The organism is Paraburkholderia sp. EG287B (assembly GCF_040965595.1).
Lineage (GTDB): Bacteria > Pseudomonadota > Gammaproteobacteria > Burkholderiales > Burkholderiaceae > Paraburkholderia.
The window spans coordinates 70,733-97,353 of sequence record NZ_JBFRCG010000001.1; the positions used below are offsets into that span (position 1 = coordinate 70,733).

The 26,621-nt window shown below is 67.3% G+C and carries 22 protein-coding genes; 13 read left to right on the forward strand and 9 right to left on the reverse strand.

Annotated features, from left to right (window positions below; all coding sequences use genetic code 11):
• Positions 1 to 37: 37 nt before the first annotated feature.
• Both AB4Y40_RS00310 and AB4Y40_RS00315 read right to left on the reverse strand, forming a co-directional pair.
• The gene (locus AB4Y40_RS00310) at positions 38 to 1,630 is read right to left on the reverse strand and encodes an NAD(P)H-hydrate dehydratase (RefSeq protein ID WP_368685988.1); all 1,593 of its coding nucleotides are present in this window, start codon (positions 1,628 to 1,630) and stop codon (positions 38 to 40) included.
• Positions 1,631 to 1,741: 111 nt separating this feature from the next.
• On the reverse strand, positions 1,742 to 3,037 hold the full coding sequence (locus tag AB4Y40_RS00315) for an FAD-dependent oxidoreductase (protein ID WP_368685989.1): 1,296 nt from the start codon (positions 3,035 to 3,037) through the stop codon (positions 1,742 to 1,744).
• 342 nt (positions 3,038 to 3,379) lie between these two features.
• Here AB4Y40_RS00315 and purL point away from each other — a divergent pair, with 342 nt between their 5' ends.
• Together purL and AB4Y40_RS00325 are read left to right on the forward strand one after the other, a co-directional pair.
• On the forward strand, positions 3,380 to 7,456 hold the full coding sequence (purL, locus tag AB4Y40_RS00320; RefSeq protein WP_368685990.1) for a phosphoribosylformylglycinamidine synthase: 4,077 nt from the start codon (positions 3,380 to 3,382) through the stop codon (positions 7,454 to 7,456).
• Positions 7,457 to 7,669: 213 nt separating this feature from the next.
• The gene (locus AB4Y40_RS00325) at positions 7,670 to 8,785 is read left to right on the forward strand and encodes a Fic family protein (RefSeq protein WP_368685991.1); all 1,116 of its coding nucleotides are present in this window, start codon (positions 7,670 to 7,672) and stop codon (positions 8,783 to 8,785) included.
• 94 nt (positions 8,786 to 8,879) lie between these two features.
• Here AB4Y40_RS00325 and AB4Y40_RS00330 read toward each other — a convergent pair whose 3' ends face one another.
• The 5 genes from AB4Y40_RS00330 to AB4Y40_RS00350 all read right to left on the reverse strand — a co-directional run bounded on the left by AB4Y40_RS00330 (position 8,880) and on the right by AB4Y40_RS00350 (position 12,684).
• Positions 8,880 to 9,659, reverse strand: a complete 780-nt coding sequence (locus tag AB4Y40_RS00330) for a peptidylprolyl isomerase (RefSeq protein ID WP_028206990.1) — start codon at positions 9,657 to 9,659, stop codon at positions 8,880 to 8,882.
• A gap of 59 nt (positions 9,660 to 9,718) precedes the next feature.
• Complete coding sequence (locus AB4Y40_RS00335) at positions 9,719 to 10,027, reverse strand: BolA family protein (RefSeq protein WP_368685992.1); 309 nt, start codon at positions 10,025 to 10,027, stop codon at positions 9,719 to 9,721.
• Positions 10,024 to 10,557: a septation protein A gene (locus AB4Y40_RS00340; protein ID WP_201696976.1), complete on the reverse strand. Its 534-nt coding sequence runs from the start codon at positions 10,555 to 10,557 to the stop codon at positions 10,024 to 10,026. Before AB4Y40_RS00340 ends, AB4Y40_RS00335 begins: the two co-directional genes overlap by 4 nt.
• Positions 10,558 to 10,669: 112 nt before the next feature.
• On the reverse strand, positions 10,670 to 11,089 hold the full coding sequence (msrB, locus tag AB4Y40_RS00345; RefSeq protein ID WP_368685993.1) for a peptide-methionine (R)-S-oxide reductase MsrB: 420 nt from the start codon (positions 11,087 to 11,089) through the stop codon (positions 10,670 to 10,672).
• Between the two features lie 50 nt (positions 11,090 to 11,139).
• Positions 11,140 to 12,684: a YdiU family protein gene (locus AB4Y40_RS00350; protein ID WP_368685994.1), complete on the reverse strand. Its 1,545-nt coding sequence runs from the start codon at positions 12,682 to 12,684 to the stop codon at positions 11,140 to 11,142.
• Between the two features lie 210 nt (positions 12,685 to 12,894).
• Here AB4Y40_RS00350 and AB4Y40_RS00355 point away from each other — a divergent pair, with 210 nt between their 5' ends.
• From AB4Y40_RS00355 to AB4Y40_RS00395, 9 genes are all read left to right on the forward strand, one after another.
• Positions 12,895 to 14,583 carry a 3-(methylthio)propionyl-CoA ligase gene (locus AB4Y40_RS00355; protein ID WP_368685995.1) on the forward strand — a complete coding sequence of 563 codons (1,689 nt, stop codon included), beginning with the start codon at positions 12,895 to 12,897 and terminating at the stop codon, positions 14,581 to 14,583.
• Between the two features lie 243 nt (positions 14,584 to 14,826).
• Positions 14,827 to 16,908 (forward strand): 3-hydroxyacyl-CoA dehydrogenase NAD-binding domain-containing protein, encoded by a 2,082-nt coding sequence (locus AB4Y40_RS00360; protein WP_368685996.1) that lies wholly within the window; start codon positions 14,827 to 14,829, stop codon positions 16,906 to 16,908.
• Between the two features lie 46 nt (positions 16,909 to 16,954).
• On the forward strand, positions 16,955 to 17,590 hold the full coding sequence (pncA, locus tag AB4Y40_RS00365; protein WP_368685997.1) for a bifunctional nicotinamidase/pyrazinamidase: 636 nt from the start codon (positions 16,955 to 16,957) through the stop codon (positions 17,588 to 17,590).
• 53 nt (positions 17,591 to 17,643) lie between these two features.
• Positions 17,644 to 18,822, forward strand: coding sequence for an acetyl-CoA C-acyltransferase (locus AB4Y40_RS00370; protein ID WP_342945731.1), 1,179 nt, complete (start codon positions 17,644 to 17,646; stop codon positions 18,820 to 18,822).
• Positions 18,823 to 18,996: 174 nt separating this feature from the next.
• Positions 18,997 to 19,299, forward strand: coding sequence for a Dabb family protein (locus tag AB4Y40_RS00375; RefSeq protein WP_133186141.1), 303 nt, complete (start codon positions 18,997 to 18,999; stop codon positions 19,297 to 19,299).
• A gap of 8 nt (positions 19,300 to 19,307) precedes the next feature.
• On the forward strand, positions 19,308 to 19,835 hold the full coding sequence (locus AB4Y40_RS00380; protein WP_368685998.1) for a PaaI family thioesterase: 528 nt from the start codon (positions 19,308 to 19,310) through the stop codon (positions 19,833 to 19,835).
• Positions 19,836 to 19,945: 110 nt separating this feature from the next.
• On the forward strand, positions 19,946 to 20,944 hold the full coding sequence (locus AB4Y40_RS00385; RefSeq protein WP_368685999.1) for an NADP-dependent oxidoreductase: 999 nt from the start codon (positions 19,946 to 19,948) through the stop codon (positions 20,942 to 20,944).
• Positions 20,945 to 21,032: 88 nt separating this feature from the next.
• On the forward strand, positions 21,033 to 21,914 hold the full coding sequence (locus AB4Y40_RS00390) for an SDR family oxidoreductase (RefSeq protein ID WP_368686000.1): 882 nt from the start codon (positions 21,033 to 21,035) through the stop codon (positions 21,912 to 21,914).
• Between the two features lie 23 nt (positions 21,915 to 21,937).
• On the forward strand, positions 21,938 to 22,900 hold the full coding sequence (locus AB4Y40_RS00395) for an alpha/beta hydrolase (protein WP_368686001.1): 963 nt from the start codon (positions 21,938 to 21,940) through the stop codon (positions 22,898 to 22,900).
• Positions 22,901 to 22,907: 7 nt separating this feature from the next.
• Here AB4Y40_RS00395 and AB4Y40_RS00400 read toward each other — a convergent pair whose 3' ends face one another.
• Both AB4Y40_RS00400 and AB4Y40_RS00405 read right to left on the reverse strand, forming a co-directional pair.
• Positions 22,908 to 23,762 (reverse strand): NRDE family protein, encoded by an 855-nt coding sequence (locus AB4Y40_RS00400; RefSeq protein ID WP_368686002.1) that lies wholly within the window; start codon positions 23,760 to 23,762, stop codon positions 22,908 to 22,910.
• 91 nt (positions 23,763 to 23,853) lie between these two features.
• Positions 23,854 to 24,873, reverse strand: coding sequence for a folate-binding protein YgfZ (locus AB4Y40_RS00405; RefSeq protein ID WP_368686003.1), 1,020 nt, complete (start codon positions 24,871 to 24,873; stop codon positions 23,854 to 23,856).
• Positions 24,874 to 24,950: 77 nt separating this feature from the next.
• Here AB4Y40_RS00405 and mltG point away from each other — a divergent pair, with 77 nt between their 5' ends.
• Positions 24,951 to 25,961 (forward strand): endolytic transglycosylase MltG, encoded by a 1,011-nt coding sequence (gene mltG / locus AB4Y40_RS00410; protein WP_368686004.1) that lies wholly within the window; start codon positions 24,951 to 24,953, stop codon positions 25,959 to 25,961.
• On the forward strand, positions 25,962 to 26,582 hold the full coding sequence (gene tmk / locus AB4Y40_RS00415; RefSeq protein WP_028207007.1) for a dTMP kinase: 621 nt from the start codon (positions 25,962 to 25,964) through the stop codon (positions 26,580 to 26,582). It begins immediately after the preceding gene.
• The last annotated feature ends 39 nt before the right edge of the window (positions 26,583 to 26,621 follow it).

Genomic DNA, 26,621 nt, shown 5'->3' on the forward strand with positions numbered 1-26,621 from the left:
GCCGCGTGCCGCGCGAACGGACGCGCGGGATGCGGCTTCAGGCGGCATGAGACGGCGCGTAAAAGAGCCGGTTCATGAGCTTGCGCACCGCTGGCGCGAGTTCGCCGGCCGTGAGGCCCGCGGGGCCGTCGCCTTGTGCGCACAGCGTGTCGGCGGCGAGGCCGTGCAGGTAGACGCCCGCGAGCGCGGCCTCGTAGGGCGGCACGCGCTGGGCCAGCAGCGCGCCGATCATGCCGCCGAGCACGTCGCCGGTGCCGCCCGTGGCGAGGCCCGCGTTGCCGGTGGGATTGACGGCGACGCGTCCGTCGGGCGCGGCGACCACGGTGCCGCTGCCCTTGAGCACGGCAACCGCCGCGTAGCGGGCGGCAAGCGCTCGCGCCGCGGCGAGGCGATCGCGCTGCACCGCGGCGGTGTCGCAGCCGAGCAGGCGCGCTGCTTCGAGCGGATGCGGCGTGAGCACACAAGGCGCGCCGCGCGCGGGCGCCGACTGCGCGACGTGCGCCGCTAGCGCCTCGTCGCGCGCGACGAGATTGAGTGCATCGGCATCGAGGAGCACAGGGGCGGAAAGGCGCAGGATGGCGTCCACGAGCTGGCGTGCCGACGCGCTGCCGCCCATGCCGCAGCCCGCCGCGACGGCGTCCATCGCATCGAGCGCGAGCCTGGCCGCCGCGTGCAGCATGAGTTCGGGGTGCGGCGCGTCGTAGGGCGGCGCGTCGCTGCCGAGAAAGCCCACGTGAACCTTGCCCGCGCCGGTGAGCAGGGCCGCGCGCGCCGCGAGAATCGGCGCGCCGCACATGCCCGTGTCGCCGCCCACGACGGCGAGCGTGCCGAACGTGCCCTTGTGGGTGGCGAAGTCGCGAGCGGGCAGGGCGGCGGCGAAGAGCGCCGGCGCGTTCAGGCGCACGGCGCCCGGCGTGTCTTCGGTGTCGATGCCGATAGGCGCGACTGCGACGGCGCCTGCGTGGTCGCGCCCGACGCCCGTGTACAGGCCGGGCTTGGCGGCGATGAACGTCACGGTATGGGTCGCGTGCACCGCCGGGCCGCTGCCGACCACGTTGCCGGTGTCGCTGTCGAGGCCGCTCGGCACGTCGAGCGCGAGCACGTCGCCGTGGCTGCGCGCGCGTGCCGAGAGCGTTTCCGCGAGCTCGGCGAACATGCCGTCGAGCCCGCGCGCGAGACCGATGCCGAACATCCCGTCGACGAGCCAGCCGTAGGCGTCGAACGATGCGGGCGCCGACGCGGCGATGGGCACGCCCGCCGCACGCGCCTCGGCGAGCGCCCAGCGTGCGTCGTCGGGCTTGACCTCGACGGGCATGCAGACCGCCACGGCGACGCCCGCGCGATGCAGCTCCGTAGCGACGACGAGGGCGTCGCCGCCATTGTTGCCGGGCCCGGCGGCGAACCAGACCGGCTTGTCGCTCGCCGACGAGGGCGCATGCGCGAGCTGCTCGCTCAGGAAGTGCGCGGCAGCGGCGCCCGCGCGCGCCATCAGCGTGTGGGCAGGTAGGGCCGACTGCGCGGCGACTTCGGCCTTGCGCAGCTGTTCGACGGCAAGCAGCGGGACCGCACGATCGTGCGGGTAGACGAGCACCGGTTGCCCGGCGCCAGAGGAGTGGGGAGCGTGCGACATGACGATGCGGTCCTCAGAGGCGACATCGCAACGATACCCGAGCACGCCCTCGGACGGCACGCCCGAGAAGCGCGGTGACCGGCATGGCGGCGCGGCAACGCCGCCCACCGCTCAATCGCGGCCCGGCGAGAGCGCCTTGATGGTATCGGCCGGCAGGTCGGGCGCCGTGTTCGAAATCTGCTGGGCGATGAGCCTCGCCGAGCCGAGCGAAAGCGCCCAGCCTGCCGGCCCGTGGCCCGCGTTGACGTACAGGCGCGGATGGTTCACGTTGCCGACCGCGGGCAGGCCGTCGGCGGACAGCAGCTTCATGCCCTCCCAGGCAAGCGCGGCCGAAATGCGCGCGGCGCCCGGCGCCCAGTCGCGCGACGCCTCGCCGAGCAGCGCGAGGGCGTCTTCGGTGAGCGCCTCGGGCAGCGCGTCGTCGACTTCCTGTGCGCGCAGCAGCACAGCGGCGCCCGATATGCGCAGCCGATGATTCATGCGCGCGATGGCGATGCGCTTGCCGGCGTCGACGATCGTGGTCTGCGGCACGCATTCCTCGTGCGCCACCGGCGAATTGAGCGTGTGCATGCGCAGCGGATAGAACGGCATCTTGAGGCCGAGCGGCGCGAGGAGGCGCGGCGTTTGCGCGCCCGCGGCGACCACGACGGCATCGCCCGAGATCACTTCGACGTCGCGCGAGCGGCCCGCTTCGTGCGCAGGCGGCGCGAGCTCCACGGCCGCGCGCCGGTCTTCGAGGCGGATCGCATTGACCTCGCGGCTCATCTCGAACTGCACGCCGCCCTGGGCGTCGAGCACCTGCTTGAGCAGCTTCACGAAGAGCGGGCAGTTGGCCACCCGGCCGGTCTCGAAGCGCACGCCGCCCGCAAACGGCGGATCGGCGGGGATGGCATGGTCGAAAGCCACGCATTCCGCGGGCGACAGCGCGTGATGCGGCGTCTCGAAGCGGCGCAGCAGCTCGAGGGCCGGTTGCGTGAGCGACCATTCGTCGTTGCCGCGCACGAGGTAGAGCAGGCCGTCGCGCTGCTCGTAGTCGAGCTGGAAGCGCGCGTCGATGTCGGCGAGCGCCGCTTGCGCCGAATCGATGAGCGGGCGCAGCAGCGCATAGCGCCCGGCGAACGCCTCGGAGCCGTGCAGCGTGGCGAGGCGCTTGACGAAACCGTGTGCGTGGCCGCGCCAGCCCGTCTTGCTGATCACGCCACCGGACGATTGACGGCCATTGCGCAGGAAGGTGGGGCCGAACCAGACGTCGAGCGGCGTGGGCAGCGCAATGCCGCTATGCCCGTAGGTCGCGCCTTGCGCAACGGTGGCGTGGCGTTCGATTACGCAGACGCGATGCCCGGCCGCGCGCAGCTGCCAGGCGGTAGCGATGCCGGCGATTCCGCCGCCGATGACGATGACATCCATGACGATACGATCTGCAGGCAGGTGGCGCTCGCTCGGGTGAGGGCGTCCTGCCGAAGGTGGGGCGTGCGGCGCGCCGAAGCCATGCCCGGGTGCGCCGATCAGACGAAACGCGCAATCATAGCAGCGAAAGCGTGAGCATCGCCATGCGCGAGGCCGGCTTGCCACACGCGTTGCGCGTGGCCGCCGGGGCGGTCAGGACAGGCCTTCCGGGTTATAATCGCGGTCTCCCTTCGCCTGACCGTCGCCATCCCCCGCGCGACGCATCGCCACCTTGCGACGTGTTTCGCGCGAGGCGAAGCCGCGACGCAACTCTGACGCAACCTCGACGCAACGCCCCAGTCCATGGCCCACTTCTCGTGTTTCCCCGGCGCTTCGGCCCTTTCCGACTTCCGTCAGACCCGCCTGCTCGAGACGCTTCAGCGTATCGACGCCAATATCGTCGGCGTGCACGGCCAGTATCTGCACTTCGTCAATTCGGCCGCGCAGCTCTCCGCCGACGACAGCGCGAAGATCGAAGCGCTGATGCACTACGGCGCGCCGTTCGCGGCCCCGCAGGAGCGCGGCAGCGCGCTCACGTTCCTCGTCGTGCCGCGCTTCGGCACGGTGTCGCCGTGGGCGAGCAAGGCCACGGACATCGCGCACCATTGCGGCCTCGAGCAGGTGCGCCGCATCGAACGCGGCGTCGAATACACCGTGGTGCTCAAGTCGGGCCTGCTCGGCGGCAAGAAGACGCTGTCGGAAGAGGCGCATGCCGCTGTTGCCGCGGCGCTGCACGACCGCATGACGGAAAGCGTGGCGCCTTCGCGCGACGCAGCGCTGCATCTGTTCGACGAACTGCCGGCCCGCCCGATGCAGACGGTCGACGTGCTCGGCCACGGCCGTGCGGCGCTGGAAACGGCCAACGGCGAACTGGGCCTCGCGCTCGCCGACGATGAAATCGACTACCTCGTCGACAACTTCAAGAAGCTCGAGCGCAACCCGACCGACGTCGAGCTGATGATGTTCGCGCAGGCCAACAGCGAGCACTGCCGCCACAAGATCTTCAACGCGAGCTGGACGATCGACGGCCAGGATCAGGATATGTCGCTCTTCGCGATGATCCGCAACACCGAGAAGATCAGCCCGCAGGGCACGATCGTTGCCTACTCGGACAACTCGTCGATCATGGAAGGCGCGGTCGCGGAGCGCTGGTTCCCGCGCAAGAACCACGCCGACGGCACGCCGGGCGAGCAATATGGCCGCCACACCGAACTCACGCACACGCTGATGAAGGTGGAGACGCACAACCACCCCACGGCGATCTCGCCGTTCGCGGGCGCGGCCACGGGCTCGGGCGGCGAAATCCGCGACGAAGGCGCGACGGGCCGCGGCGCGCGTCCGAAGGCCGGCCTCACGGGCTTCACGGTTTCGAACCTCGACCTGCCCGATGCGCGCGAAGCATGGGAAGACGCCCGCGACGCGGCCGTGCCGGTCGCGCTGCGCAATCCCGCCGACACGCAGGGCGCCTACGGCCGCCCGGACCGCATCGCATCGCCGCTGCAGATCATGATCGACGGCCCGCTCGGCGGCGCCGCGTTCAACAACGAATTCGGCCGCCCGAACCTCGGCGGCTATTTCCGCACCTACGAGCAGAACGTGGCGGGCACCGTGCGCGGCTATCACAAGCCGATCATGATCGCGGGCGGCCTCGGCAACATCAGCGCGCAGCACACGCACAAGCACGACCTGCCGGCCGGCACGCTGCTGATCCAGATCGGCGGCCCGGGCATGCGCATCGGCATGGGCGGCGGCGCGGCCAGCTCAATGGCCACCGGCACCAACACCGCCGAACTCGACTTCGACTCGGTTCAGCGCGGCAACCCGGAAATCGAACGTCGCGCGCAGGAAGTCATCAATTCGTGCTGGCAGCTGGGCGAGCGCAACCCGATCCTGAGCATTCACGACGTGGGCGCGGGCGGCCTTTCGAACGCCTTCCCGGAACTCGTCGACGGCGCCGACAAGGGCGCGCGCTTCGAACTGCGCAAGGTGCAGCTCGAAGAGTCGGGCCTCTCGCCGCGCGAAATCTGGTCGAACGAATCGCAGGAACGCTACGTTCTCGCGATCGCGCCCGCCGATCTGGCGGAGTTCCAGGCGATCTGCGAGCGTGAGCGCTGCCCGTTCGCGGTCGTGGGCGTCGCGACCGACGCGCGCGACCTGAAGCTCATCGACACCGACGAGCAGGCGCTCGCGGCCAACGGCGGCCACCAGCCCGTCGACATGCCGATGGACATCCTGCTCGGCAAGCCGCCGCGCATGCACCGCGACGTCGAGCACGCGAGCGTGCCGCTCGCGCCGGTCGAAGTCACGGGCGTCTCGCTCGACGAAGTCGCGAAGAGCGTGCTGCGCCACCCGACCGTGGGCAGCAAGTCGTTCCTCATCACCATCGGCGACCGCTCGGTGGGCGGCACGACGGTGCGCGACCAGATGGTCGGCCCGTGGCAGGTGCCGGTGGCCGACTGCGCGATCACCGCGCTCGACTACGCCGGCTACAAGGGCGAAGCGATGACGATGGGCGAGCGCACGCCGCTCGCCGTGATCGATGCGCCCGCATCGGGCCGCATGGCCGTGGGCGAGGCGATCACCAACATCGCCAGCGCGCCGATTCTGTCGCTCGACAAGCTCAAGCTCTCCGCGAACTGGATGGCCGCGTGCGGCGCACCGGGCGAGGACGCCGCGCTCTATGACACCGTGAAGGCGATCGGCATGGATCTGTGCCCGGCGCTGGGCATCGGCATTCCGGTGGGCAAGGATTCGCTCTCCATGCGCACGAAGTGGAACGAGGAAGGCGTGGCGAAGGAAGTGGTCGCGCCGGTTTCGCTGATCATCTCGGCGTTCGCGCCGGTCGACGACGTGCGCCGCCACCTCACGCCGCAACTGCGCCGCGTCGACGAGGCGGGCGAGTCGGTGCTGATCGCGATCGATCTGGGCCGCGGCAAGAACCGCATGGGCGGCAGCATCTTCGCGCAGGTCACGCAGCAGGTCGGCGACGCGGTGCCCGACGTGGACAGCGCCGAAGACCTCAAGCAGTTCTTCACGGCCATCCAGCAACTGAACGCGAACGAGCAACTGCTCGCATACCACGACCGCTCGGACGGCGGCCTGTGGGCGACGGTCTGCGAAATGGCTTTCGCGGGCCACACGGGCGTGTCGCTGAACGTCGACATGCTCGCGCTCGACAACGAGCACGAGTCCGATTACGGCGACGCCAAGGACTGGGCGAAGCAGACGAGCGGCCGCCGCGAAGACCGCACGCTGCGCGCGCTCTTCTCCGAAGAGCTGGGCGCCGTGATCCAGGTGCCGGCACAGCAGCGCGACGTCGTGATGGGCGTGCTGCGTCAGCATGGCCTCTCGGTGTGCTCGCACGTGATCGGCACGCTGAACAATCGCGACTCGATCGAAATCTACCGTGACGCGAAGCGTATCTACGAAGCGCCGCGTGCGGAGCTGCAACGCGTGTGGAGCGAAGTGAGCTGGCGCATCGCGCGTCTGCGCGACAACCCCGCGTGCGCCGATTCCGAATACGACGCGCTGCTCGACGCCGCCGATCCGGGCATGCAGCCGCATCTCACGTTCGATCCGGCCGAGGACATCGCTGCGCCGTTCATCGGCAAGGGTGCCCGTCCGCGTGTGGCGATCCTGCGCGAACAGGGCGTGAACTCGCACCTCGAGACCGCGTATGCGTTCGACCGCGCCGGCTTCGACGCACACGACGTCCACATGAGCGACCTGCTCGAAGGCCGCGCCACGCTCGCCGACTTCGCGGGTGCGGTGGCCTGCGGCGGCTTCTCGTACGGCGACGTGCTGGGCGCGGGCGAAGGCTGGGCCAAGACGATCCGCTTCAACGCGAAGCTCGCGGACATGTTCGCGGCGTTCTTCGCGCGTCAGGACACGTTTGCGCTCGGTATCTGCAACGGCTGCCAGATGATGTCGAGCCTCGCCTCGATGATCCCGGGCGCCGAAGCCTGGCCGAAGTTCACGCGCAACAAGTCGGAGCAGTTTGAAGCGCGCTTCTCGCTGGTGGAAGTGCAGGGCTCGCCGTCGATCTTCTTCAACGGCATGGAAGGCTCGCGCATTCCGGTGGCGGTCGCGCACGGCGAAGGTTTCGCGGACTTCTCGCAGCAGGGCGACATCTCGAAGGTCGCGGTGGCGATGCGCTACGTCGACCATCGCGCCCAGGCAACCGAGGCCTACCCGCTCAATCCGAACGGCTCGCCGCAAGGGATCACGTCGGTCACGACGCCCGACGGCCGCTTCACTGTGCTCATGCCGCACACCGAGCGCGTGCAGCGCACCGTCACGATGAGCTGGCACCCCGAAGCCTGGGGCGAGGCGAGCCCGTGGATGCGTGCGTTCCAGAACGCGCGCAAGTGGGTGGGCTAACGCGCCTCGCAAACTTCGCGGACGGTTGACGCCAGGGCAGGGCAACTCGCCCCGGCGGAAAAACCCCGGTCCTGCCTCGATGCGAGTGCGGACCGGGGGTTTTTCCTTTTGGGCGCCGCCCGGCGCCGTCTTGCGGTGAATAGCGACGTTAATCGCCGCATTTTGTGCGGTGATTAACTTGTGCATGCGGCGAATACGTCTCATAATCGCCGCATGAATAGCGGCGATTACACCTACATCTGGCAAGCCGGCGACTGGCCTCAGTGGCGCTTCGATCTGGCAGCGCTCGCCGAGCCCATGGCCGAGGTCAGCCGTGCCCAGGGCCTGCTGGTGGGCAGGCTGGCCGATGTCGGTCTCGCGCTGCGCGATCAGGCGAGCCTCGCGGCCCTGACGGAGGACGTGCTCAAAACCAGCGAGATCGAGGGCGAGCAGCTCGACGTCGCCTCGGTGCGTTCGTCGATCGCGCGCCGCATGGGCGTGGACATCGGGGCGCTCGCGCCGGTGGACCGCCACGTGGAAGGCGTGGTGGAGATGGTGCTCGACGCGACCACCAACAGCCGCGCGCCGGTCACGCGCGAGCGCCTGTTCGGCTGGCACGCTGCGCTTTTTCCTACGGGCTACGCGGGCCTGTCGCGCATCAACGTCGGGGCATGGCGCGACGATGCGAGCGGGCCCATGCAGGTGATCTCGGGGCCGATCGGCCGTCAACGCGTGCATTTCGAGGCGCCGCCTGCGAACCGGCTGGAAGCCCAAACGCGGCGCTTTCTCGACTGGCTCAACGGTCCGGCGCAAGAGCCGCCGCTGATCAAGGCGGCCCTCGGCCACTTGTGGTTCGTCACGCTGCACCCGTTCGACGACGGCAACGGCCGCGTGGCAAGAGCCATCGGCGACCTGCTGCTCGCGCGTGCGGACGGCAGCGCGCAGCGCTTTTACAGCCTCTCCGCGCAGATTCAGCGGGAGCGCAAGGGCTATTACGACATTCTGGAGCGCACGCAGCGCGGCTCGCTGGACGTCACGCTGTGGCTCGCCTGGTTCTTCGACGCGCTGCATCGCGCGGTCGATCAGGCGCAAATCACGCTGGACGCCGTGCTCGCCAAGGCGCGCTTCTGGCGCGAGTGGGCCACGACGCCGTTCAACGAGCGCCAGGTCAAGCTCCTGAACCGCCTGCTCGACGGCTTCGACGGCAAGCTCACGAGCGGCAAGTGGGCGGCGATTGCCAAATGCTCGTCCGATACGGCGTTACGCGACATCAACGACCTGCTGACGCGCGGCGTGCTGCGCAAGGCGGAGGGGGGCGGGCGCAGCACGAGCTACGAGCTCAACGCATAGCCGCAAACAAAAACCCCGCGCCTTTGCAGGTCGCGGGGTTTTTTGCACTACCTTTTTGCAGTACCTAAAGCGGCAAATGCGCCGCCATGCAGCCTTACTGAATCTTCGCTTGCTTGCGCAGATTCTCTTCGAACGCCTGCAGCTTTTCCTGCTGGATCTGCTGGACGATCTGCGGGCGCACCTGTTCGAGCGGCGGCGGCGTGACCGGGCGGATGTCGTCCACGCGGATGATGTGCCAGCCGAACTGCGTGTGCACCGGCGTATCGGTCATCTGGCCTTTCTGCAGATGCGTGGCCGCCGTCGCGAACTCCGGCACGTAGGCCTTCGGATCGGACCAGTCGAGGTCGCCGCCATTCTTGGCCGAACCCGGGTCCTTCGAGTACTGCTTCGCGAGGTCTTCGAAGCTGGCGCCGGCCTTGATCTTCGCGATCAGGTCCTTGGCCTGCTGCTCGTTGTCCACGAGGATGTGGTGCAGGTGGTATTCGCTGCCGCCCGCATCCTTGGTCAACTGGTCGTAGCGCGCCTTGACTTCGGCGTCGCTCGGCTGGTTGTTCTTCACGAAGTTCTGAATCAGCGCGCGCAGCACGACGGTCTGCTGGGCCACGGCGATTTGCGCCTTCACGTCCGGGTTGTTCGGAATGCCCTCGCGAATGGCTTCCTGCATGAGGATTTCGCGATTCACGAGTTCCTCGCGCACCGCCATTTGCAGTTGCGGCGAATCCTGCTGGCCTTGTTGGACAAGCTGCTGGACCAGCGCATCGGCGCGCGCTTTGGGAATCGGCGTGCCGTTCACGACGGCGATGTTCTGCGCAAAGGCGGGAGCCGCCGCGCACGCAGCCAGCAACACCCAGAGATGGGTCTTCTTCAAGGTCATCGGAAAGTCCTAACGGGGCGAACCAAAATGGCGAACAAAAAAACGAAATCTAACGTGGGCTAGCGGGGCAGCGCCGCGGCTTCTTCGGGCGTGAGCGCCGTGATCGCGAGGGCGTGGATGCCGCGCTGCATGGCCTCGGCCAGCGCATCATACACCATGCGATGCCTTGCCACGCGGGCTTTCCCCGCGAATGCGCCCGCAACGATCGTGACATGATAGTGACCGCCGGCAGCGGCGCCGGCGTGTCCGGCGTGTTGCGCGCTGTCGTCGCGCACCTCGATGGAAACGGGGGCGAGCGCCGCGGTGAGGCGAGTTTCGATCAGCGTCATGCGCTCGGCGGGGCTGGCGTTGAGAAAGACGTCGCTCATTCTTCTTCCTTCATGTAACGCGAAAGCCACAGGCTCTGGCCGACGATGAACACCACGAGGATGCCGGTCGCGCCGAACAGCTTGAAGTCGACCCACGCGTCGGTGGAGAAGTGGAACGCCACGAAGAGATTGAGAATGCCGAGCAGCGCGAAGAAAATCGACCAGACGAAGTTCAGTTGCGTCCAGATGCGCTGCGGCAGGGTGATCTGCTTGCCCATCATCGCTTCGATGAGGTTCTTGCCGAATGCCACCTGCGAAACGAGCAGCACGACCGAGAACGCCCAGTAGAGCACGGTGGGTTTCCACTTGATGAAGGTTTCGTCGTGCAGCATCAGCGTGGCGCCGCCGAACACGACGACGATGCCGAGCGAAAGCCACAGCATCGGGTCGACCTTGCGGTGACGGAATGCGACCCACGCGATCTGCACGAGCGTAGCTCCAATCGCCACGGCCGTAGCCGTAAAGATGCCCCACAGCTTGAAGGCGACGAAAAAGAGGATGATCGGGAACAGATCAAACAGGAATTTCATTATCGGCCTGAGAGTTGACGAATTGAGCCCAACAAAAGAGGGCGCGACGCTTTCAAGGCCCGGTTTTACCCAGCGGCGCCCCGCGCGGGGCGTGGGGCTGCCTTGCCAGCGTTCACTTGGGCTCGAATTGTAGCGCAGCCGAATTGATGCAATACCGAAGGCCCGTCGGGGCCGGACCATCCTCGAACACGTGGCCTAAGTGCGCGCCGCAGTTCTTGCAGCGCACTTCGATGCGCAGCATGCCGTGCGTGCGATCGGTTTTCTCTTCGATCACCTCGCCATTGATCGGGCGGAAGTAGCTCGGCCAGCCGCAGCCCGCGTCGAATTTCGTGTCGGACTCGAACAGCGGCGTGCCGCAACACACACAGTCATACACGCCGCGATCGAAATGATCCCAGTATTTGCCCGTGAAGGCGCGCTCGGTGGCGGCATGGCGCGTGACCTGGTACTGGCCTTCGTCAAGCTGCTCGCGCCATTGCTCGTCGGACTGGTAGCCGGGGTAGGAGGGGGAGTTGTGGTCTTCCTGGCTCATGTCGGGTTCCTGTCGGGTGGGAAACAAGGATCACGTAGATGGGGGCGCGCTCACGAAGAGCAACTGACTTCGAGCGAACTCGCCCAGTCGGGCGGCAGCCCCGCGTACGACGCGTTTTCGGGCTGCTCGTCGAATGGCCGCTCCAGCACCTTCGCGAGCCGCTCGACTTCGCTGAAGTCTTTTTGCGCGGCGCGCTCGATCGCCGTTTGCGCGAGGTGATTGCGCAGCACGTATTTCGGATTGGTGCGGTTCATTGCCTCCGCGCGCGCGGCGTCGTCGCGTGTTTCGTGCGCGAGGCGCGCGCGGTAGTCGGCGGCCCACGCGTCGAAGGCGGCGCGATCGAGAAAGAGATCGCGCACCGACGTGTCGCCGCTCGCGTCATGCTTCGAAACGCGCGCGAGATGGCGATACGTGAGCGTGAAATCGGCACGGTTGGCATGCATGATTTCGAACAGCTTGTTCGCGAGCGCGTCGTCGCCTTCGCGCGCGTGTTCGAGGCCGAGCTTTGCGCGCATGCGCGCTTCGAGCGCGGGCGCGAAGTGCCCCTTGAAACGTTCGAGCACGCCTTGCGCGTCGGCCACCACGCGCTCGCCGCGCTTCTTGTCGTCGGCGATGTCGTAGTGCGCGCCGAACAGCGGCACGAGCGCCTGCGCGAGGCAGAAGAGATTCCAGTACCCGATCTGCGGCTGCATGCGGTACGCGTAGCGGCCCTGCGAATCCGAGTGATTGCAGATGTGGTTGGCGTCGAAGCCGTCCATGAAGCCGAACGGACCGTAGTCGATCGTGAGGCCGAGGATCGACATGTTGTCGGTATTCATCACGCCGTGGCAGAAGCCCACGGCCTGCCACTCGACCATCAGCGCCGCCGTGCTGCGCACCGCTTCGTCGAGCAGGGCGAGGTACGGGTCGTCGGCTTCGCGCAGTTGCGGATAGAAGCGCGCGATCACGTGGTCGGCGAGCGCGCGCAGCGCGTCCACGTCGTCGTGAGAATAGAAATGCTCGAAGTGGCCGAAGCGTACGAAGCTCGGCGACACGCGCGTGACGACCGCCGCCGTTTCCATCTCTTCGCGGCGCACGGGCTGGTCGGAGCCGGTCACCGTGAGGGCGCGCGTGGTCGGAATGCCGAGATGATGCATGGCTTCCGAGCACAGGAATTCGCGGATCGACGAGCGCAACACGGCGCGGCCGTCGCCCATGCGCGAGTAGGGCGTGCGGCCCGCGCCTTTGAGCTGGATCTCGTTGCGCCTGCCCTCGTGCTCGACCTCGCCGAGCGTGAGCGCGCGGCCGTCGCCGAGCTGGCCCGCCCATACGCCGAACTGGTGGCCGGAGTAGACCGTTGCGTACGACATGGCCGAAGGTGAGCGCTCGCGCGTGAAATTCCCGCTGAAGAACCCGGCGAACGCGGGATCGGCAACAGCGGATGCATCGAGCCCGAGTTGCGCGGCCATGGCCTGTGAGAAGCCGACAACGTAAGGCGCAGGCAGCGGCGCGCCGGGCAGCCGCGTATAAAAGCGGGCGCCGAGCGCGGCAAAGGCATCGTCGCGCGGCACGATCAATGCGCGTTCGAAGTCGGCGAGCGGACCGGTGGCGGGCATGAGTGGAGCGGACGAGCCGCCTTGAGAGTCGGTAGTGCCTGGTGAAAACGACATATTGAGGGCCTGTTGAATAGTCGATATTGTAAGTCCGCACCCGCCGACGTGCTGGGACACGTTCGAAGCTTGCCGGCGCGCCAGCCAGAGATGCGAAAGCAAAACGCGAAAGACAACGACACCGAACGCCGATCCAACGCGAGGAGACCGCCACCGATGAGTGCGCCGCTGCTGGGACAGATGATGGATGTGCCGCTCACGCTCCCGTCGTTGATTGCGCATGCGGCGCGCCATCATGGCAGCGCGCAGATCGTCTCGCGCCGCGTCGAGGGCGATATTCATCGTTACACGTACCGCGAGTGCGAGACGCGCTCGAAGCAGCTTGCCCAGGCGCTGATGGCGCTGGGCGTGGCGCCCGGCGAGCGCGTCGGCACGCTGGCCTGGAACGGCTACCGGCATCTCGAAGCCTATTTCGGCGTGACCGGCTTCGGCGCCGTGTGCCACACCATCAATCCGCGGCTCTTTCCCGAGCAGATCGCCTGGATCGTCAATCACGCCGACGACCGCTACGTGCTGTTCGACATCACGTTCGCCGCGCTCGTCGACACGCTCGCGCCGCAATGCCCGAACGTGCGCGGCTGGATCGCGCTGTGCGACGAATCGCACCGGCCGGCCATGCGCACGGAAGTGCTCGGCTACGAAACGCTGCTCGCCGCGCAGGATGGCAGCTACGCGTGGCCCGAACTCGACGAGCGCAGCGCCTCGAACCTTTGCTACACGTCCGGCACCACGGGCAACCCGAAAGGCGCGCTCTACACGCATCGTTCGTCGGTGCTGCACGCGTATGGCGCGTCGCTGCCCGACGCCATGGGGCTTTCCGCACGCGATGCGATCTTGCCGGTCGTGCCGATGTTCCATGTGAACGCATGGGGCATTCCGCATGCGGCGCCGCTCACGGGCGCAAAGCTCGTGATGCCCGGCAAGGATCTCGACGGCAAGTCGCTCTACGAACTCATGGAAACGGAAGGCGTCACCGCCTCGGCCGGCGTGCCCACGGTCTGGCTCGGCTTGCTGGCGTATGTGCGCAGCGCGGGCGTGCGTTTTACCACGCTGCAGCGCACGGTGGTGGGCGGCTCGGCCTGTCCGCCGGCGATCCAGCGCGCCTTCGAGGATGACTACGGCGTGCAGACCATCCACGCGTGGGGCATGACGGAGATGTCGCCGCTCGGCACGCTCTCGAGGCTCAAGTGGGAGCAGTCGGAGCGCCCGCGCGAAGCGCAGCAGGCACTCCTCGAGAAGCAGGGGCGCGTGATTTTCGGCGTTGACATGAAGATCGTGGGCGAAGACGGGCGGGAGTTGCCGTGGGATGGTGTGACGTTCGGCGACCTGCACGTGCGCGGGCCATGGGTGATCGACCGCTATTTCCGCCAGGAGAGCGGCTCGCCGCTCGTGGACGGCTGGTTCCCCACGGGCGACGTCGCCACGATCGACCCCGACGGCTTCCTGCACATCACCGACCGCAGCAAGGACGTGATCAAGTCGGGCGGCGAGTGGATCAGCTCGATCGAGCTGGAAAACATCGCCGTGGCGCATCCGGCCATCGCGGAGGCCGCGTGCATTGCCTGCGCGCATCCGCGCTGGACCGAGCGGCCGCTGATCGTCGCGGTGAAGAAGCCCGGCGCCGCGATCACGCGTGAAGAACTGCTCGCTTACTTCGAAGGCAAGGTCGCGAAATGGTGGCTGCCCGACGACGCCGTGTTCGTCGATGAATTGCCGCATACGGCAACGGGCAAGCTGCAAAAGCTCAAGCTGCGCGAGCAGTTCCGCGCCTATGTGTTGCCGACTGCGCTCGCCATGGAGGGGTGTCCGATCGATCCGGCGCAAGACGCGGCGAAGCGCGGATAAGCCACCCCGAGCCCCCCGCGCAGCCGCGCAAGGTTCTCCGGCGCAGCCATCTGGCAGCGTTTTTTCTTCCGACTTTTGCCCGCCGACCCGCCGGATTCGTGCGTTCAGTACAAACCCTGGCGTCCGCAGCGCAGCAAAAAATTGAACGAACGTTCTTTTTTGGGTATTCTGCCTGCTGACCGGGAATGTCGGACAATGAAACCGACGACGCACATCGCGGCCCGCAAGCATGGAGGCAGGCAAATGGCAGTGGACTACACGACTCGCGACGGCGTCGCCGTCATCACGCTCAATAATCCGCCCGTCAACGGCCTCGGGCATTCGACCCGCGCAGGCATTGTCGAGGGCCTCGCGCGCGCCGCGAGCGATCCGGCCGTTGCGGCCATCGTGATCACCGGCGCCGGCAAGGCGTTCTCGGGCGGCGCGGATATCACCGAATTCAACACGCCCAAGGCGATGCAGGAGCCCACCCTCCACACCGTCATCAAGGAAGTCGAAAAAAGCGCGAAGCCGGTCGTGGCCGCGATCCACAGCGTGGCCATGGGCGGCGGTCTCGAACTGGCGCTCGGCGCACACTACCGGGTCGCCGCTGCCGGCGCGCAGATCGCGCTGCCCGAAGTGAAGCTCGGCATTCTGCCGGGTGCGGGCGGCACGCAGCGTCTGCCGCGTGCGATCGGCCTTGAAGCCGCGCTCAACATGATCGTCACGGGCGCGCCGGTGATGAGCGAAAAGCTCGCGAATTCGGGGCTCTTCGACGCCATGGCGCAAGGCGATCTGCTCGACGAGGCGATCGCATTCGCGCGCCAGGCGGCCGACAAACCGGGCCCGCATCCGCTCGTGCGCAACCGCAAAATCGAACATGCGAACGCAGAAGGCTTCCTGCAGTTCTCGCGCAACACCGTGGGCGCGATGGCGAAGAACTACCCCGCGCCGGTCAAGTGCGTCGACGCCATCGCGGCGGGAGTGAAGCAGGGCTTCGACAAGGGCCTCGTGTTCGAGCGCGAATGCTTCCTCGAACTCGTGCAGACGCCGGAAAGCCGCGCGCTGCGCCACGCGTTCTTCGGCGAGCGCGCTGCGAGCAAGATTCCCGATGTGCCGTCGAGCACGCCCACGCGCGACATCCAGAAGGTGGCCGTGATCGGCGCGGGCACGATGGGCGGCGGCATCACGATGAACTTCCTCAACGCGGGCGTGCCGGTCACGCTGCTGGAAACGAAGCAGGAAGCGCTCGACCGCGGCCTCGCCACGATCCGCAAGAACTACGAGGCGCAGGTCAAGAAGGGCAAGCTTACGCAGGAGAAGCTGGAGGCGCGCATGGCCCTCATCAGCCCGACGCTTTCCTACGACGACCTCAAGCAAGCCGATCTCATCATCGAAGCGGTGTTCGAAGAGCTCGGCGTGAAGGAGCAGGTGTTCAAGCGCCTCGACGAAGTCGCCAAGGCGGGCGCGATCCTCGCCTCGAACACCTCGACGCTCGACGTCGACAAAGTCGCGGCGTTCACGAAGCGTCCGCAGGACGTGGTGGGTCTGCACTTCTTTAGTCCTGCCAACGTGATGAAGCTGCTCGAAGTCGTACGCGGCAAGGAAACGGCCAAGGACGTGCTCGCCACTGTCATGCAGGTCGCGAAGAAGATCCGCAAGACGGCCGTGGTGTCGGGCGTGTGCGACGGCTTCATCGGCAACCGCATGATCGAGCAGTACGTGCGTCAGGCGCTCTACATGCTCGAAGAAGGCGCGCTGCCCGCGCAGGTGGACCGGGCGATCGAGAAGTTCGGCTTCGCGATGGGCCCGTTCCGCATGAGCGATCTGGCCGGCAACGATATCGGCTGGGCCATTCGCAAGCGCCGTTATCAGGAACACCCGGACATGAAGTACTCGAAGATCGCCGACCGTCTGTGCGAGACCGGCCGCTTCGGGCAGAAGACCGGCGCGGGCTGGTACGACTACAAGGCGGGCGAGCGCAACGCGCTGCCGTCGAAACTCGTCGACGAGATGATCGTGGCGTACTCGAAGGAAGCGGGTGTGGAACGCCGCAAGATCAGCGACGACGAAATCGTCGAGCGTCTCGTGTTCTCGCTCGTCAACGAAGGCGCGAAGATTCTCGAGGAGGGCATCGCTTCGAAGGCGTCGGACATCGACATGGTCTATCTCACGGGCTACGGCTTCCCGCTGTGGCGCGGCGGCCCGATGCTGTACGCCGACACGGTTGGCCTCTACAACGTCGAGCGCGCGATTCGCCGCTATGCGCAGCAGCGCAATGGCGAGGCGTGGGAAGTTGCGCCTTCGATCGTCGAGCTGGCTGCCAGTGGCGGTACGTTCAACTAAGCATCACTTACGGACGCAACAGCGGACGAACAGGCGGACGAACATCATGAGAAGCGCAGACGACGTGCTCCTGCTGATCGACCTGCAATACGACTTCATGCCCGGCGGCGCGCTTGCCGTCGCGCGTGGCGATGAAGTCGTGCCGGTCGCGAACCGGCTCGCGCAGGGCTTCAGCCACGTGGTGCTCACGCAGGACTGGCACCCGGCGCAGCACATTTCGTTTGCGGCCAATCATGCGGGACGCGCGCCGTTCGAGACGACGGCGCTGCCCTACGGCGAGCAGGTGCTGTGGCCCGTGCACTGCGTGCAGGGCACCGAAGGCGCGGCGCTGCATCGCGACCTGGACGTGCCGCATGCGCGCGCGGTGATCCGCAAGGGCCATCACGCCGACGTGGACAGCTATTCCGCATTTCTCGAAGCCGACCGCAAGACGCCCACCGGCCTCGCGGGCTATCTGCGCGACGTGGGCGTGAAGCGCGTGTACTGCTGCGGCCTCGCGACCGACTATTGCGTGGCGTGGTCCGCGCTCGACGCGCGCGCCGCGGGCTTCGAAACCGTGCTGATCGAAGACGCCTCGCGCGCCATCGACCTGAACGGCTCGCTGGCCGCCGCGTGGCAGCAGTTGCTGGCCGCCGGCGTGAAGCGCGCGCAATCGGCCGAGGTGCTGGCACTGTCCGCCTGAACGTCCAATCAAAGACATCCTCTGGATTCAATCTTCGTAGTGGGAGACATCGCATGACTGACGCCGTAATCGTATCGACCGCCCGCACGGGCCTCGCCAAATCCTGGAAGGGCGCCTTCAACATGACGCACGGCGCCACGCTCGGCGGGCACGTGACGCAAGCCGCCGTCGAGCGCGCGAAGATCGACCCCGCGCGCGTGGAAGACGTGATCATGGGCTGCGCGAACCCCGAAGGCGCCACGGGCGCGAATATCGCGCGCCAGATCGCGCTGCGCGCGGGGCTGCCCGTGAGCGTGCCGGGCATGACGGTGAACCGCTTCTGTTCGTCCGGACTCCAGACGATCGCGCTTGCAGCGCAACGCGTGATCGCGGGCGAAGGCGACGTGTTCGTCGCGGGCGGTGTGGAATCGATCTCGTGCGTGCAGAACGAGATGAACCGCCACATGGTGGCCGAAGGCTGGCTCAACCAGCACAAGCCCGAAATCTACTGGAGCATGCTGCAAACGGCCGAGAACGTCGCGAAGCGCTATGAAATCTCGAAGGATCGCCAGGACGAATACGGCGTGCAGTCGCAGCTGCGCGCGGCGGCCGCGCAGGCAGCCGGTCTCTTCAACGACGAAATCGTGCCGATGACGGTGCTCGCCGGGGTGGCCGACAAGGCCACGGGGCAACTCGTCACGAAGGAAGTGACGATCGCCGCCGACGAAGGCATTCGCGCCGACACCACGCTCGAAGGCGTTGCGAAGATCCGCACGGCGATGCCGGGCGGCGTGATCACGGCCGGCAATGCGAGCCAGTTCTCGGACGGTGCGAGCGCCTGCGTCGTGATGAACGCGAAAGTCGCGGAGCGCGAAGGCCTGCAGCCGCTCGGCATCTTCCGCGGCTTCGCCGTGGCGGGCTGCGAGCCGGACGAGATGGGCATCGGTCCCGTGTTCGCCGTGCCCAAGCTGCTCAAGCAGACGGGCCTGAAGGTCGAGGACATCGGCCTGTGGGAGCTGAACGAAGCGTTCGCGGTGCAGGTGCTGTATTGCCGCGACAAGCTCGGCATTCCCGCCGACCGCCTGAACGTGAACGGCGGCGCGATCGCCGTCGGTCACCCGTATGGCGTGTCGGGCGCGCGCCTCACGGGCCACGCGCTCATCGAAGGCAAGCGCCGCGGCGCGAAGTTCGTCGTGGTGACGATGTGCATCGGCGGCGGGCAGGGCGCTGCCGGCCTCTTCGAAGTCGTCTGACGCCAGGGCGCGGCAGTGGACATGCCTGCTGCCGCACTCACGTTTTCATCGCTTTCCCGCGGCTCTACGCGCGCCGGGCCGCCCTCGCGCCCGAGCCGCTGCGGGTATCATGACGGCTGTCGGCGCGCGCACGGTGCGGCGCCTGTTCCCATGCAGATTGAAAGAGGTGAGTTCGTGATTCGTCATATCGTGATGTGGAAGCTCAAGGAGTCGGCCGAAGGCGCGACGCGTGCCGAGAACGTCGTGAAGTTCAAGGCGCTGCTCGAAGGCTGCCGCGATCTCGTGCCGGGCACGCTGCACCTCGAAGTCGGTGTGGCCGCGCCGGGCCTCGCTTCCACATTCGACCTCGTGCTCGTCTCCGACTTCGCCGATCAGGCCGCACTCGACGGCTATCAGGACCACCCCGAGCATCTCGTCGTGAAGCAGTTCGCGAAGCTCGTGGTCGAGTCGCGTCAGTGCGTGGATTACGTGGTCTGAAGCGCATCATGACCGGTACCGCAGATCAGTCCCAGAGCGGCGGCGCGCCAAAAGGCGAAGACGCACAACCAGCGCAACCGTCGCTCACGATCATCGAGAGTCCCTTCGTCGAGCATCTCGGCGCGCAACTCGTGAGCGCGCGTGACGGCGCGAGCGAAGTCGTGCTGCCGCTCGCCGAGCGGCATCTGAATACGTGGGACGTCGCGCACGGCGGCGTCACGATGACGCTCGCCGATATCGCGCTCGCCATGGCGGCGCGCAGCGTCGCCGCCGACGGCGTGGGCGTCGTCACCGTCGAAATGAAAGTGAACTTCATGCAGCCGGGGCGCGGCGAGTTGCGCGCCACGGGCCGCGTGCTGCACCGTTCCACCACGATGGCCTATTGCGAAGGCGAGATTCGCGACAGCGAAGGCCATTTCGTCGCCAAGGCGCTCGGCACCTTCAAGTACATGCGCCGGCTTGCGGTGGGCCGCGACGTGACGCGTCAGCGTCTGCGCAGCGACCCCAGCGCGCGGCCGGGCCCGAGCGACGGTTAAACGCGCAATCGGGCGCGTGCGAGGGCTTTGCTCGTGCGCACCCGGTTGCTGTTCTCTCGCGCGGCAGGCGTGCAACGCCTCGCCGCGCCCAACGAAGCAACACGGACGCCATGACCCAGACCAATCGCCAGATCCTGCTCGCTTCGCGCCCGGAAGGCGCCGCGAGCGTCGATAACTTCCGCCTCGTCAAAACGCCGCTCGCACCGCTCGAAGAGGGTCAGCTGCGCGTGCGCAACCACTATCTCTCGCTCGATCCGTACATGCGCGGGCGCATGAACGACAGCAAGTCGTACGCGGCGCCGCAGCCGCTCGACTCGGTGATGATCGGCGGCACGGTGGGCGAGGTGGTCGAGTCGCGCAACCCGAAGTTCAAGGTCGGCGATAAAGTGGTGGGCATGTTCGGCTGGCAGGAGTTCGGCACCTCGAACGGCAGCGACCTGCATGTCGTCGATACGACGCATGTGCCGCTTTCCGCGTACCTCGGGCCGGTGGGCATGCCTGGCGTCACCGCGTGGTACGGCCTGAATCGCATCATCGAGCCGAAGGCGGGGCAAACCGTCGTCGTGAGCGCGGCGAGCGGCGCGGTGGGCAGCGTGGTCGGCCAGCTTGCGAAGCGCGCAGGTTGCCGCGCGGTGGGTATCGCAGGCGGCGCGGACAAATGCCGCTATGTCGTGGAGACGCTCGGCTTCGACGCATGCGTCGATTACAAGGCCGGCAATCTCTATCAGGACCTCAAGGCCGCGACGCCGGACGGCGTGGACGGCTACTTCGAGAACGTCGGCGGCGCGGTGCTCGACGCTACGCTCGCGCGCATGAACGCGTTCGGCCGCATCGCGCTGTGCGGGATGATCGCCGGCTACGACGGCGAGCCGATGCCGCTCAAGTATCCGCAACTGCTGCTCACGCAGCGCCTGCTGGTGCAGGGCTTCATCGTGAGCGAGCACATGGAAGTGTGGCCGCAGGCGCTCGCTGAACTGGGCACGCTGGTCGCGAAGCAGCAGCTCGCGTATCGCGAGACCGTGGCCGACGGGCTCGAGAACGCGCCCAGCGCGTTCCTCGGCATGCTCAAAGGCCAGAACTTCGGCAAGCAGCTCGTCAAGCTGATCTAACTATCTGAATGTGAATGCAAGCGCCCGGAAAGGGCGCTTCGCTTTTCCGTGCGCAGCATTCACCGCAACCTTCACCGCAGGATTCGCAATGACCGAACCGTTTGAGTTCGACGGCCGCGTGGCCGTCATCACGGGCGCGGCAAGCGGCTTTGGCCGCGCGTTCGCGCAGCAGGCCGCCGCGCTCGGCATGAAGCTCGTGCTCGCCGATGTCGATCAGGCGCTGCTCGACGAAACCGTTAACGCATTGCGCGAAGGCGGCGCACAGGCCATCGGCGTGCGCACCGACGTGCGCGATGCCGCGCAGGTCGACGCCCTCGCGAAGGCCGCGCTCGACACCTATGGCAAGGTTCATCTGCTGTTCAACAACGCGGGCGTCGGCACCGGCGGCTTCGTGTGGGAAAGCAGCGCGAAGGACTGGGACTGGGTGTTCGGCGTGAACGTGATGGGCGTGGCCAATGGCGTGCGCAGCTTCACGCCAGCCATGCTCGCCCAGGGCGAGCGCGCGCATATCGTCAACACGGCTTCGGTGGCGGGGCTGCTTTCGCCGCCCGCCATGGGCGTGTACAACGCGTCCAAGCATGCCGTGGTCTCGCTCACCGAAACGCTCTATCACGACCTGAAGAACGTGACCGACAAGGTGAGCTGCTCGCTGCTCTGCCCGGCGTTCGTGTCGACCGGCATTGCCAACGCCGAGCGCAGCCGCCCCGACGATCTGCGCAATGAAGTGCCGCCCACACGCTCGCAGCAAGCCGCCGATCTGCAGTTGCAGCGCGCGGTGCGTTCCGGCAAGCTCACGCCCGACGACGTCGCGAAGGCAACGTTCGACGCTGTGCGGGAAGGGCGCTTCTATATCCTCACGCATCCGCAGATTCTTCCTTCGGTGAAGCTGCGTCATGAGGATATCGAAACATTGCGCAACCCGACCGATCCGCTCTCGCTCAAACCTGAAGTCAAGAAAGCGCCGCAATAAACGCGGCGCACGGGGTCCGTGCCATGCCACTCACCGCGAAGATCGCACTCGTGCTCGACATGGTGGCCCGCACGGGCCGCGCGCCCTCCCACGAGCAGACGGCGCAGGCGGCGCGCGCCGAATACGAAAAGAGTGCGTCGGTGCTCGAAATCCCGTCTCCGCCGATGCATGGCGTGGAAGACCTGCAGGTGCCGATGCATGACGGCGCGACGATCCGCGCGCGCCTTTATCTGCCGGTCGAGCCGCACTGGGCGGAACCGCTGCCCGTGCTGGTCTACTATCACGGCGGCGGCTTCACGATCGGCAGCGTCGACACGCACGATGCGCTGTGCCGCATGTTCGCCCGCGACGCGCGCTGCGCCGTGTTTTCCGTGGATTACCGGCTCGCGCCCGAACATCGCTTCCCGACCGCGGTGCATGACGCCTTCGACGCCTATGCGTGGCTCCACGCGTACGCGGCCGAACACGCGCTCGACGCCTCGCGCTTCGCAGTGGGCGGCGACAGTGCGGGCGGCACGCTCGCCACGGTCTGCGCGGTGCTGGCGCGCGACGCGGGTATCGCGCCGGTGCTGCAGCTGCTGTTCTATCCGGCGGTGAGCGCACATCAGCAGAGCGAATCGCACCAGCGGCTTGCCGATGGCCATTTGCTGACCGCGCCGACGATCCAGTGGTTCTTCGATCACTACGTGCGCCATGACTCGGACCGCGACGACTGGCGCTTCGCGCCGCTCGACGGCACGCGCGGCGAGCCGGATTTTCGCGGCGTCGCGCCCGCGTGGATCGGCGTTGCCGAATTCGATCCGCTCGTGGACGAAGGCGAGGCCTACGCGCAAAAGCTGCGCGAAGCCGGCAACGACGTCACGCTCGTGCGTTACGACGGCATGATTCACGAGTTCATCAAGATGGGCGCATTCATCGACGAGGCGAGGCGCGCGCAGCAGCAGGCCGCCCATGCGCTGCGCGTGGCGTTCCGCACGGGCGACTGAAACGCGCTCAGCCTCGTTCGACGGTGTAGGTCTCGTGGCGCTCGAAGGCGCCCGGGCGGACGACGCGATGCGCGCCGTCGTCGTCGCTGCGCTCCAGCGCTTCCACATCCAGCAGGGTGCCGCGCAGCGTGACGCGCAGCGCCGTGGTGCCGCGCGTCCCGTAGTCGGGCGTTTCGATGAATGCCGCAGAAAGCGCGCGTTCGCGTTCCAGCGAAATGCCGGTGGCGGGCAAGTCGCGGTCGGGCGCGACCTGCGGGTCGCGCATCATGTCCACGAGCCGCGCGAGGGGGACTTGCGCGTCACCCGTCGCGAGCTGCGCGAGTTCCGCGCGCTTGCGCACGAGCTTGGGCCACGGCGTGTCGAGCACGGCATTGGAAATGCCGTGTGTGCCTTCGGGCAGCAAGGCCGGCGCACGGTCTGCGCGATTGCAGTACCACGCCAGTTCGCGCCGCGTCCAGTCGCCGACGATCAGGTTGAAGCCGTTATAGAGATCGCCCGAGCGCGCGATCTCGTCGAGATAGCCGAGCGGCGTATCGGGCAGACCTTGCGCGCCGGTGAGCCAGCGCGAGACGAGCGTGCCGCGCGTGGGCGCGTCGGGGCGCATGTCGTTCGGCGCGCGATAGTTCGTGAGCGCGGCGAAGCGGCCACTGCGCGCCATGCCAAGCCACGTGCCGCCGCCGACGAGATCGCGGCCCGCCAGCACGCCCGTGGCCGAACTGCCCGGCGACGTGACGTCGTCCGAGGCGTTCCACCAGTGCAGCGGGTCGGCGGTGCGGCGCAGGAACTCGTCGCGGTTGGCCGCGAGCGTGAAAAGTGTGCCGGCGCTCGCGCGTGGACGCCAGTCGAACACGATCAGGCACATGGAACTGGCCCTTGCAGGGTCGGGTCGGGGGCCGCGCCCACGCAACGCGAGGCGCCGGGCGCCTCACGTGCGATGGACGCGGTGCGCAGCGTCAAATTTCGGCCGGCAACGCGTACGGCAGCGGCAGCACGCGCAGCGCGGGGCCGTCGGCGGCGCCGAGATGCACGCTGCCCGTTTCGAGCGCGGCCAGCTTGATCTCGGCGAGCAGATCGACACCGCCCTCGGGCGCGGCCGCGGCGTTCACGACCATGCCGCACGGCTGGCTCGGGTCGTCCGAATGAAAAAGCTCGGCGCCCGCATGCGCGGCATCCAGACTCGCGGCTACATTGGCGAGCGCGGTGCGGCGCTTGATCGTGCCGCGATACTGGCTGCGCGCGACGATTTCCTGGCCAGGGTAGCAGCCCTTGCGGAAGTTCACGCCGCCCAGCACGTCGTAGTTGACCATCTGCGGCACGAACTGTTCGCTCACGGCCTGCGTGATGCGCGGCTCGCCCGCACGAATGTCGAGCCAGTCCCACACCGCCGGCGACACGCGCTTAAGCGTACCGTCGAGCTTCGTGAGGCGCTCCTGCACCGCTTCCTTCGGGCCGACCCACAGATAACGCAGCACGCCGGCCGCGTCGGGCACGCGAATCAGCGTGCCTGCGGGGTCGTCGACCTTCACGTGCACGCCGTCGGGCAGCGCGTCGAACACGCTCGCGAGCGCCCCACGCACGTCACCAGCGAGCCCCACCACGAGCAGCTTGTCGCTGTCGTCGGTGAGCCTGGCCTTGGCACGCAGCACGAACATCGACAGGCGTTTTTGCACCGGCGCCTGCACGTCCTTCGAGATCAGGAGACGGATCGTGTCGCCGGTCTTCCAGGTCAGGAACGAGGCGAGCAGACGGCCCTTGGGCGAGCAGTAGCCTGCGAGGCGCGCGCCGGCCACGTCGAGATGCTGGACGTCGTTGGTGAGCTGGCTGTGCAGGAAGGTCGCGGCGTCGTCGCCATTGGCGTCGATCACGCCGAACTGCGGCAGGATCGCGTAGGCGCCGCCTTTCAGAACGGCGTCGAAGTCGGCCGTGGATTCAGGAACGGCAAGCGTGGAAGCGGGATCGAGCGGTGAATTCATGGATTCGGGGAACAGTCAATCCTGACTTTAGCGAGGGCAAGCAGTTATTATATGAGGTCCCCCTGAGTCGTGTTTCCATGTCCCTTCTGAAGAAATGCCTTGTTGCCGGCGCCGCGTTAGTCGTGATTGGCGCCGCCGCGGCAGGCGGCGTATGGCGCTGGGCCACCACGCCGCTCGAACTGGCCGCCCCACAGCTCGACGTCACCATCAAGCCGCACAGCACCGTGCGCAGCGTCACGCTGCAATTGCGGCGCGGCGGCGTGCCCGTGCAGACGCAACTCTTCGTGCTCATGACGCGCGTGCTCGGCTTGCAGAGCCAGCTCAAATCGGGCAATTACGAATTCAAGGCGGGCATCACGCCCTATGAGGTGCTGCAAAAGATGGCGCTCGGCGACGTGAACGAGTCCGTCGCCACCATCATCGAAGGCTGGACCTTCAAGCACATGCGCGCCGAACTCGACGCGAACCCCGCGCTGCGCCACGACACGGCCGGCATGAGCGACGCCGAGCTGCTCGCCGCGATCGGCGCACCGCCCGCGCCGAACGGCAGCGGCGAAGGGTTGTTTTTCCCCGACACCTATCTGTTCGACAAGGGCTCGAGCGATCTCGACGTCTATCGCCGTGCGTACCACCTGATGCAGACGCGTCTGAACGAAGCCTGGAGCGCGCGTGCGCCCGGCTTGCCGCTGAAGTCGCCCTACGAGGCGTTGACGCTCGCGTCGCTCGTCGAAAAGGAGACGGGCCGCGCCGCCGACCGCGCGCTCGTGGCGGCCGTGTTCTCGAACCGCCTGAAAGTGGGCATGCCGCTGCAGACCGATCCGGCCGTGATCTACGGTCTGGGCGACACCTACGCGGGGCATCTGCGCAAGCGCGATCTGCAGTCGGACACTCTTTACAATACCTACCTGCGCCTCGGGTTGCCGCCAACGCCCATTGCGCTGCCCGGCGTCGCGGCGATCCAGGCGGCGCTCAATCCGGCATCGACGGCTGCGCTGTACTTCGTGGCGCGCGGCGACGGCAGCAGCGTCTTTTCTGACAATCTTGTCGACCACAACAAGGCCGTCGACAAATACATCCGGGGAAATTAAATGGCGCGGGGCCGATTCATCACGTTCGAGGGCATCGACGGCGCGGGCAAGACCACGCATCTCGCATGGTTTTGCGATCAGCTCGCCCAGAAACTCGCGCCGACGGGCCGTACGGTCGTCATGACGCGCGAACCCGGCGGCACGCCGCTGGGCGAGTCGATCCGGGAACTCGTGCTGCATCAGCCGATGGACCTCGAAACCGAGGCGCTCCTGATGTTCGCGGCGCGCCGCGAGCACCTCGCCAAGGTGATCGAGCCCGCGCTCGCGCGCGGCGACTGGGTGCTGTCCGACCGTTTCAGCGACGCCACCTTCGCCTACCAGGGCGGCGGCCGCGGGCTGCCGCGCGACAAGCTCGAAACGCTGGAGCGCTGGGTGCAGGGCGGGTTCCAGCCGGACCTCACGGTGCTGTTCGACCTGCCGCCCGACACGGCGAGCGAGCGGCGCGGGGCGGCGCGCGAACCCGATCGCTTCGAAAGCGAATCCGACGCGTTCTTCAAGCGCACACGCACCGAGTACCTGCGCCGCGCGGAAGAGGCGCCGTATCGTTTTGCGATCGTCGATTCGTCGCAAGGCATCGACGCGATTCGCAAAAAACTCGAGCATGTGATCGCAGCGCTTTGATTTCAAGGCGATATTTGGCGCTCTTATAGGGCTGTGCGA

Excerpts from the sequence above, each read along its gene's own strand:
- AB4Y40_RS00310 (WP_368685988.1), bottom strand. The coding sequence starts at position 1,630 with ATGTCGCACGCTCCCCACTCCTCTGGCGCCGGGCAACCGGTGCTCGTC.
- AB4Y40_RS00315 (WP_368685989.1), bottom strand. The coding sequence starts at position 3,037 with ATGGATGTCATCGTCATCGGCGGCGGAATCGCCGGCATCGCTACCGCC.
- purL (WP_368685990.1), top strand. The coding sequence starts at position 3,380 with ATGGCCCACTTCTCGTGTTTCCCCGGCGCTTCGGCCCTTTCCGACTTC.
- AB4Y40_RS00325 (WP_368685991.1), top strand. The coding sequence starts at position 7,670 with ATGAATAGCGGCGATTACACCTACATCTGGCAAGCCGGCGACTGGCCT.
- AB4Y40_RS00330 (WP_028206990.1), bottom strand. The coding sequence starts at position 9,659 with ATGACCTTGAAGAAGACCCATCTCTGGGTGTTGCTGGCTGCGTGCGCG.
- AB4Y40_RS00335 (WP_368685992.1), bottom strand. The coding sequence starts at position 10,027 with ATGAGCGACGTCTTTCTCAACGCCAGCCCCGCCGAGCGCATGACGCTG.
- AB4Y40_RS00340 (WP_201696976.1), bottom strand. The coding sequence starts at position 10,557 with ATGAAATTCCTGTTTGATCTGTTCCCGATCATCCTCTTTTTCGTCGCC.
- msrB (WP_368685993.1), bottom strand. The coding sequence starts at position 11,089 with ATGAGCCAGGAAGACCACAACTCCCCCTCCTACCCCGGCTACCAGTCC.
- AB4Y40_RS00350 (WP_368685994.1), bottom strand. The coding sequence starts at position 12,684 with ATGCCCGCCACCGGTCCGCTCGCCGACTTCGAACGCGCATTGATCGTG.
- AB4Y40_RS00355 (WP_368685995.1), top strand. The coding sequence starts at position 12,895 with ATGAGTGCGCCGCTGCTGGGACAGATGATGGATGTGCCGCTCACGCTC.
- AB4Y40_RS00360 (WP_368685996.1), top strand. The coding sequence starts at position 14,827 with ATGGCAGTGGACTACACGACTCGCGACGGCGTCGCCGTCATCACGCTC.
- pncA (WP_368685997.1), top strand. The coding sequence starts at position 16,955 with ATGAGAAGCGCAGACGACGTGCTCCTGCTGATCGACCTGCAATACGAC.
- AB4Y40_RS00370 (WP_342945731.1), top strand. The coding sequence starts at position 17,644 with ATGACTGACGCCGTAATCGTATCGACCGCCCGCACGGGCCTCGCCAAA.
- AB4Y40_RS00380 (WP_368685998.1), top strand. The coding sequence starts at position 19,308 with ATGACCGGTACCGCAGATCAGTCCCAGAGCGGCGGCGCGCCAAAAGGC.
- AB4Y40_RS00385 (WP_368685999.1), top strand. The coding sequence starts at position 19,946 with ATGACCCAGACCAATCGCCAGATCCTGCTCGCTTCGCGCCCGGAAGGC.
- AB4Y40_RS00390 (WP_368686000.1), top strand. The coding sequence starts at position 21,033 with ATGACCGAACCGTTTGAGTTCGACGGCCGCGTGGCCGTCATCACGGGC.
- AB4Y40_RS00395 (WP_368686001.1), top strand. The coding sequence starts at position 21,938 with ATGCCACTCACCGCGAAGATCGCACTCGTGCTCGACATGGTGGCCCGC.
- AB4Y40_RS00400 (WP_368686002.1), bottom strand. The coding sequence starts at position 23,762 with ATGTGCCTGATCGTGTTCGACTGGCGTCCACGCGCGAGCGCCGGCACA.
- AB4Y40_RS00405 (WP_368686003.1), bottom strand. The coding sequence starts at position 24,873 with ATGAATTCACCGCTCGATCCCGCTTCCACGCTTGCCGTTCCTGAATCC.
- mltG (WP_368686004.1), top strand. The coding sequence starts at position 24,951 with ATGTCCCTTCTGAAGAAATGCCTTGTTGCCGGCGCCGCGTTAGTCGTG.
- tmk (WP_028207007.1), top strand. The coding sequence starts at position 25,962 with ATGGCGCGGGGCCGATTCATCACGTTCGAGGGCATCGACGGCGCGGGC.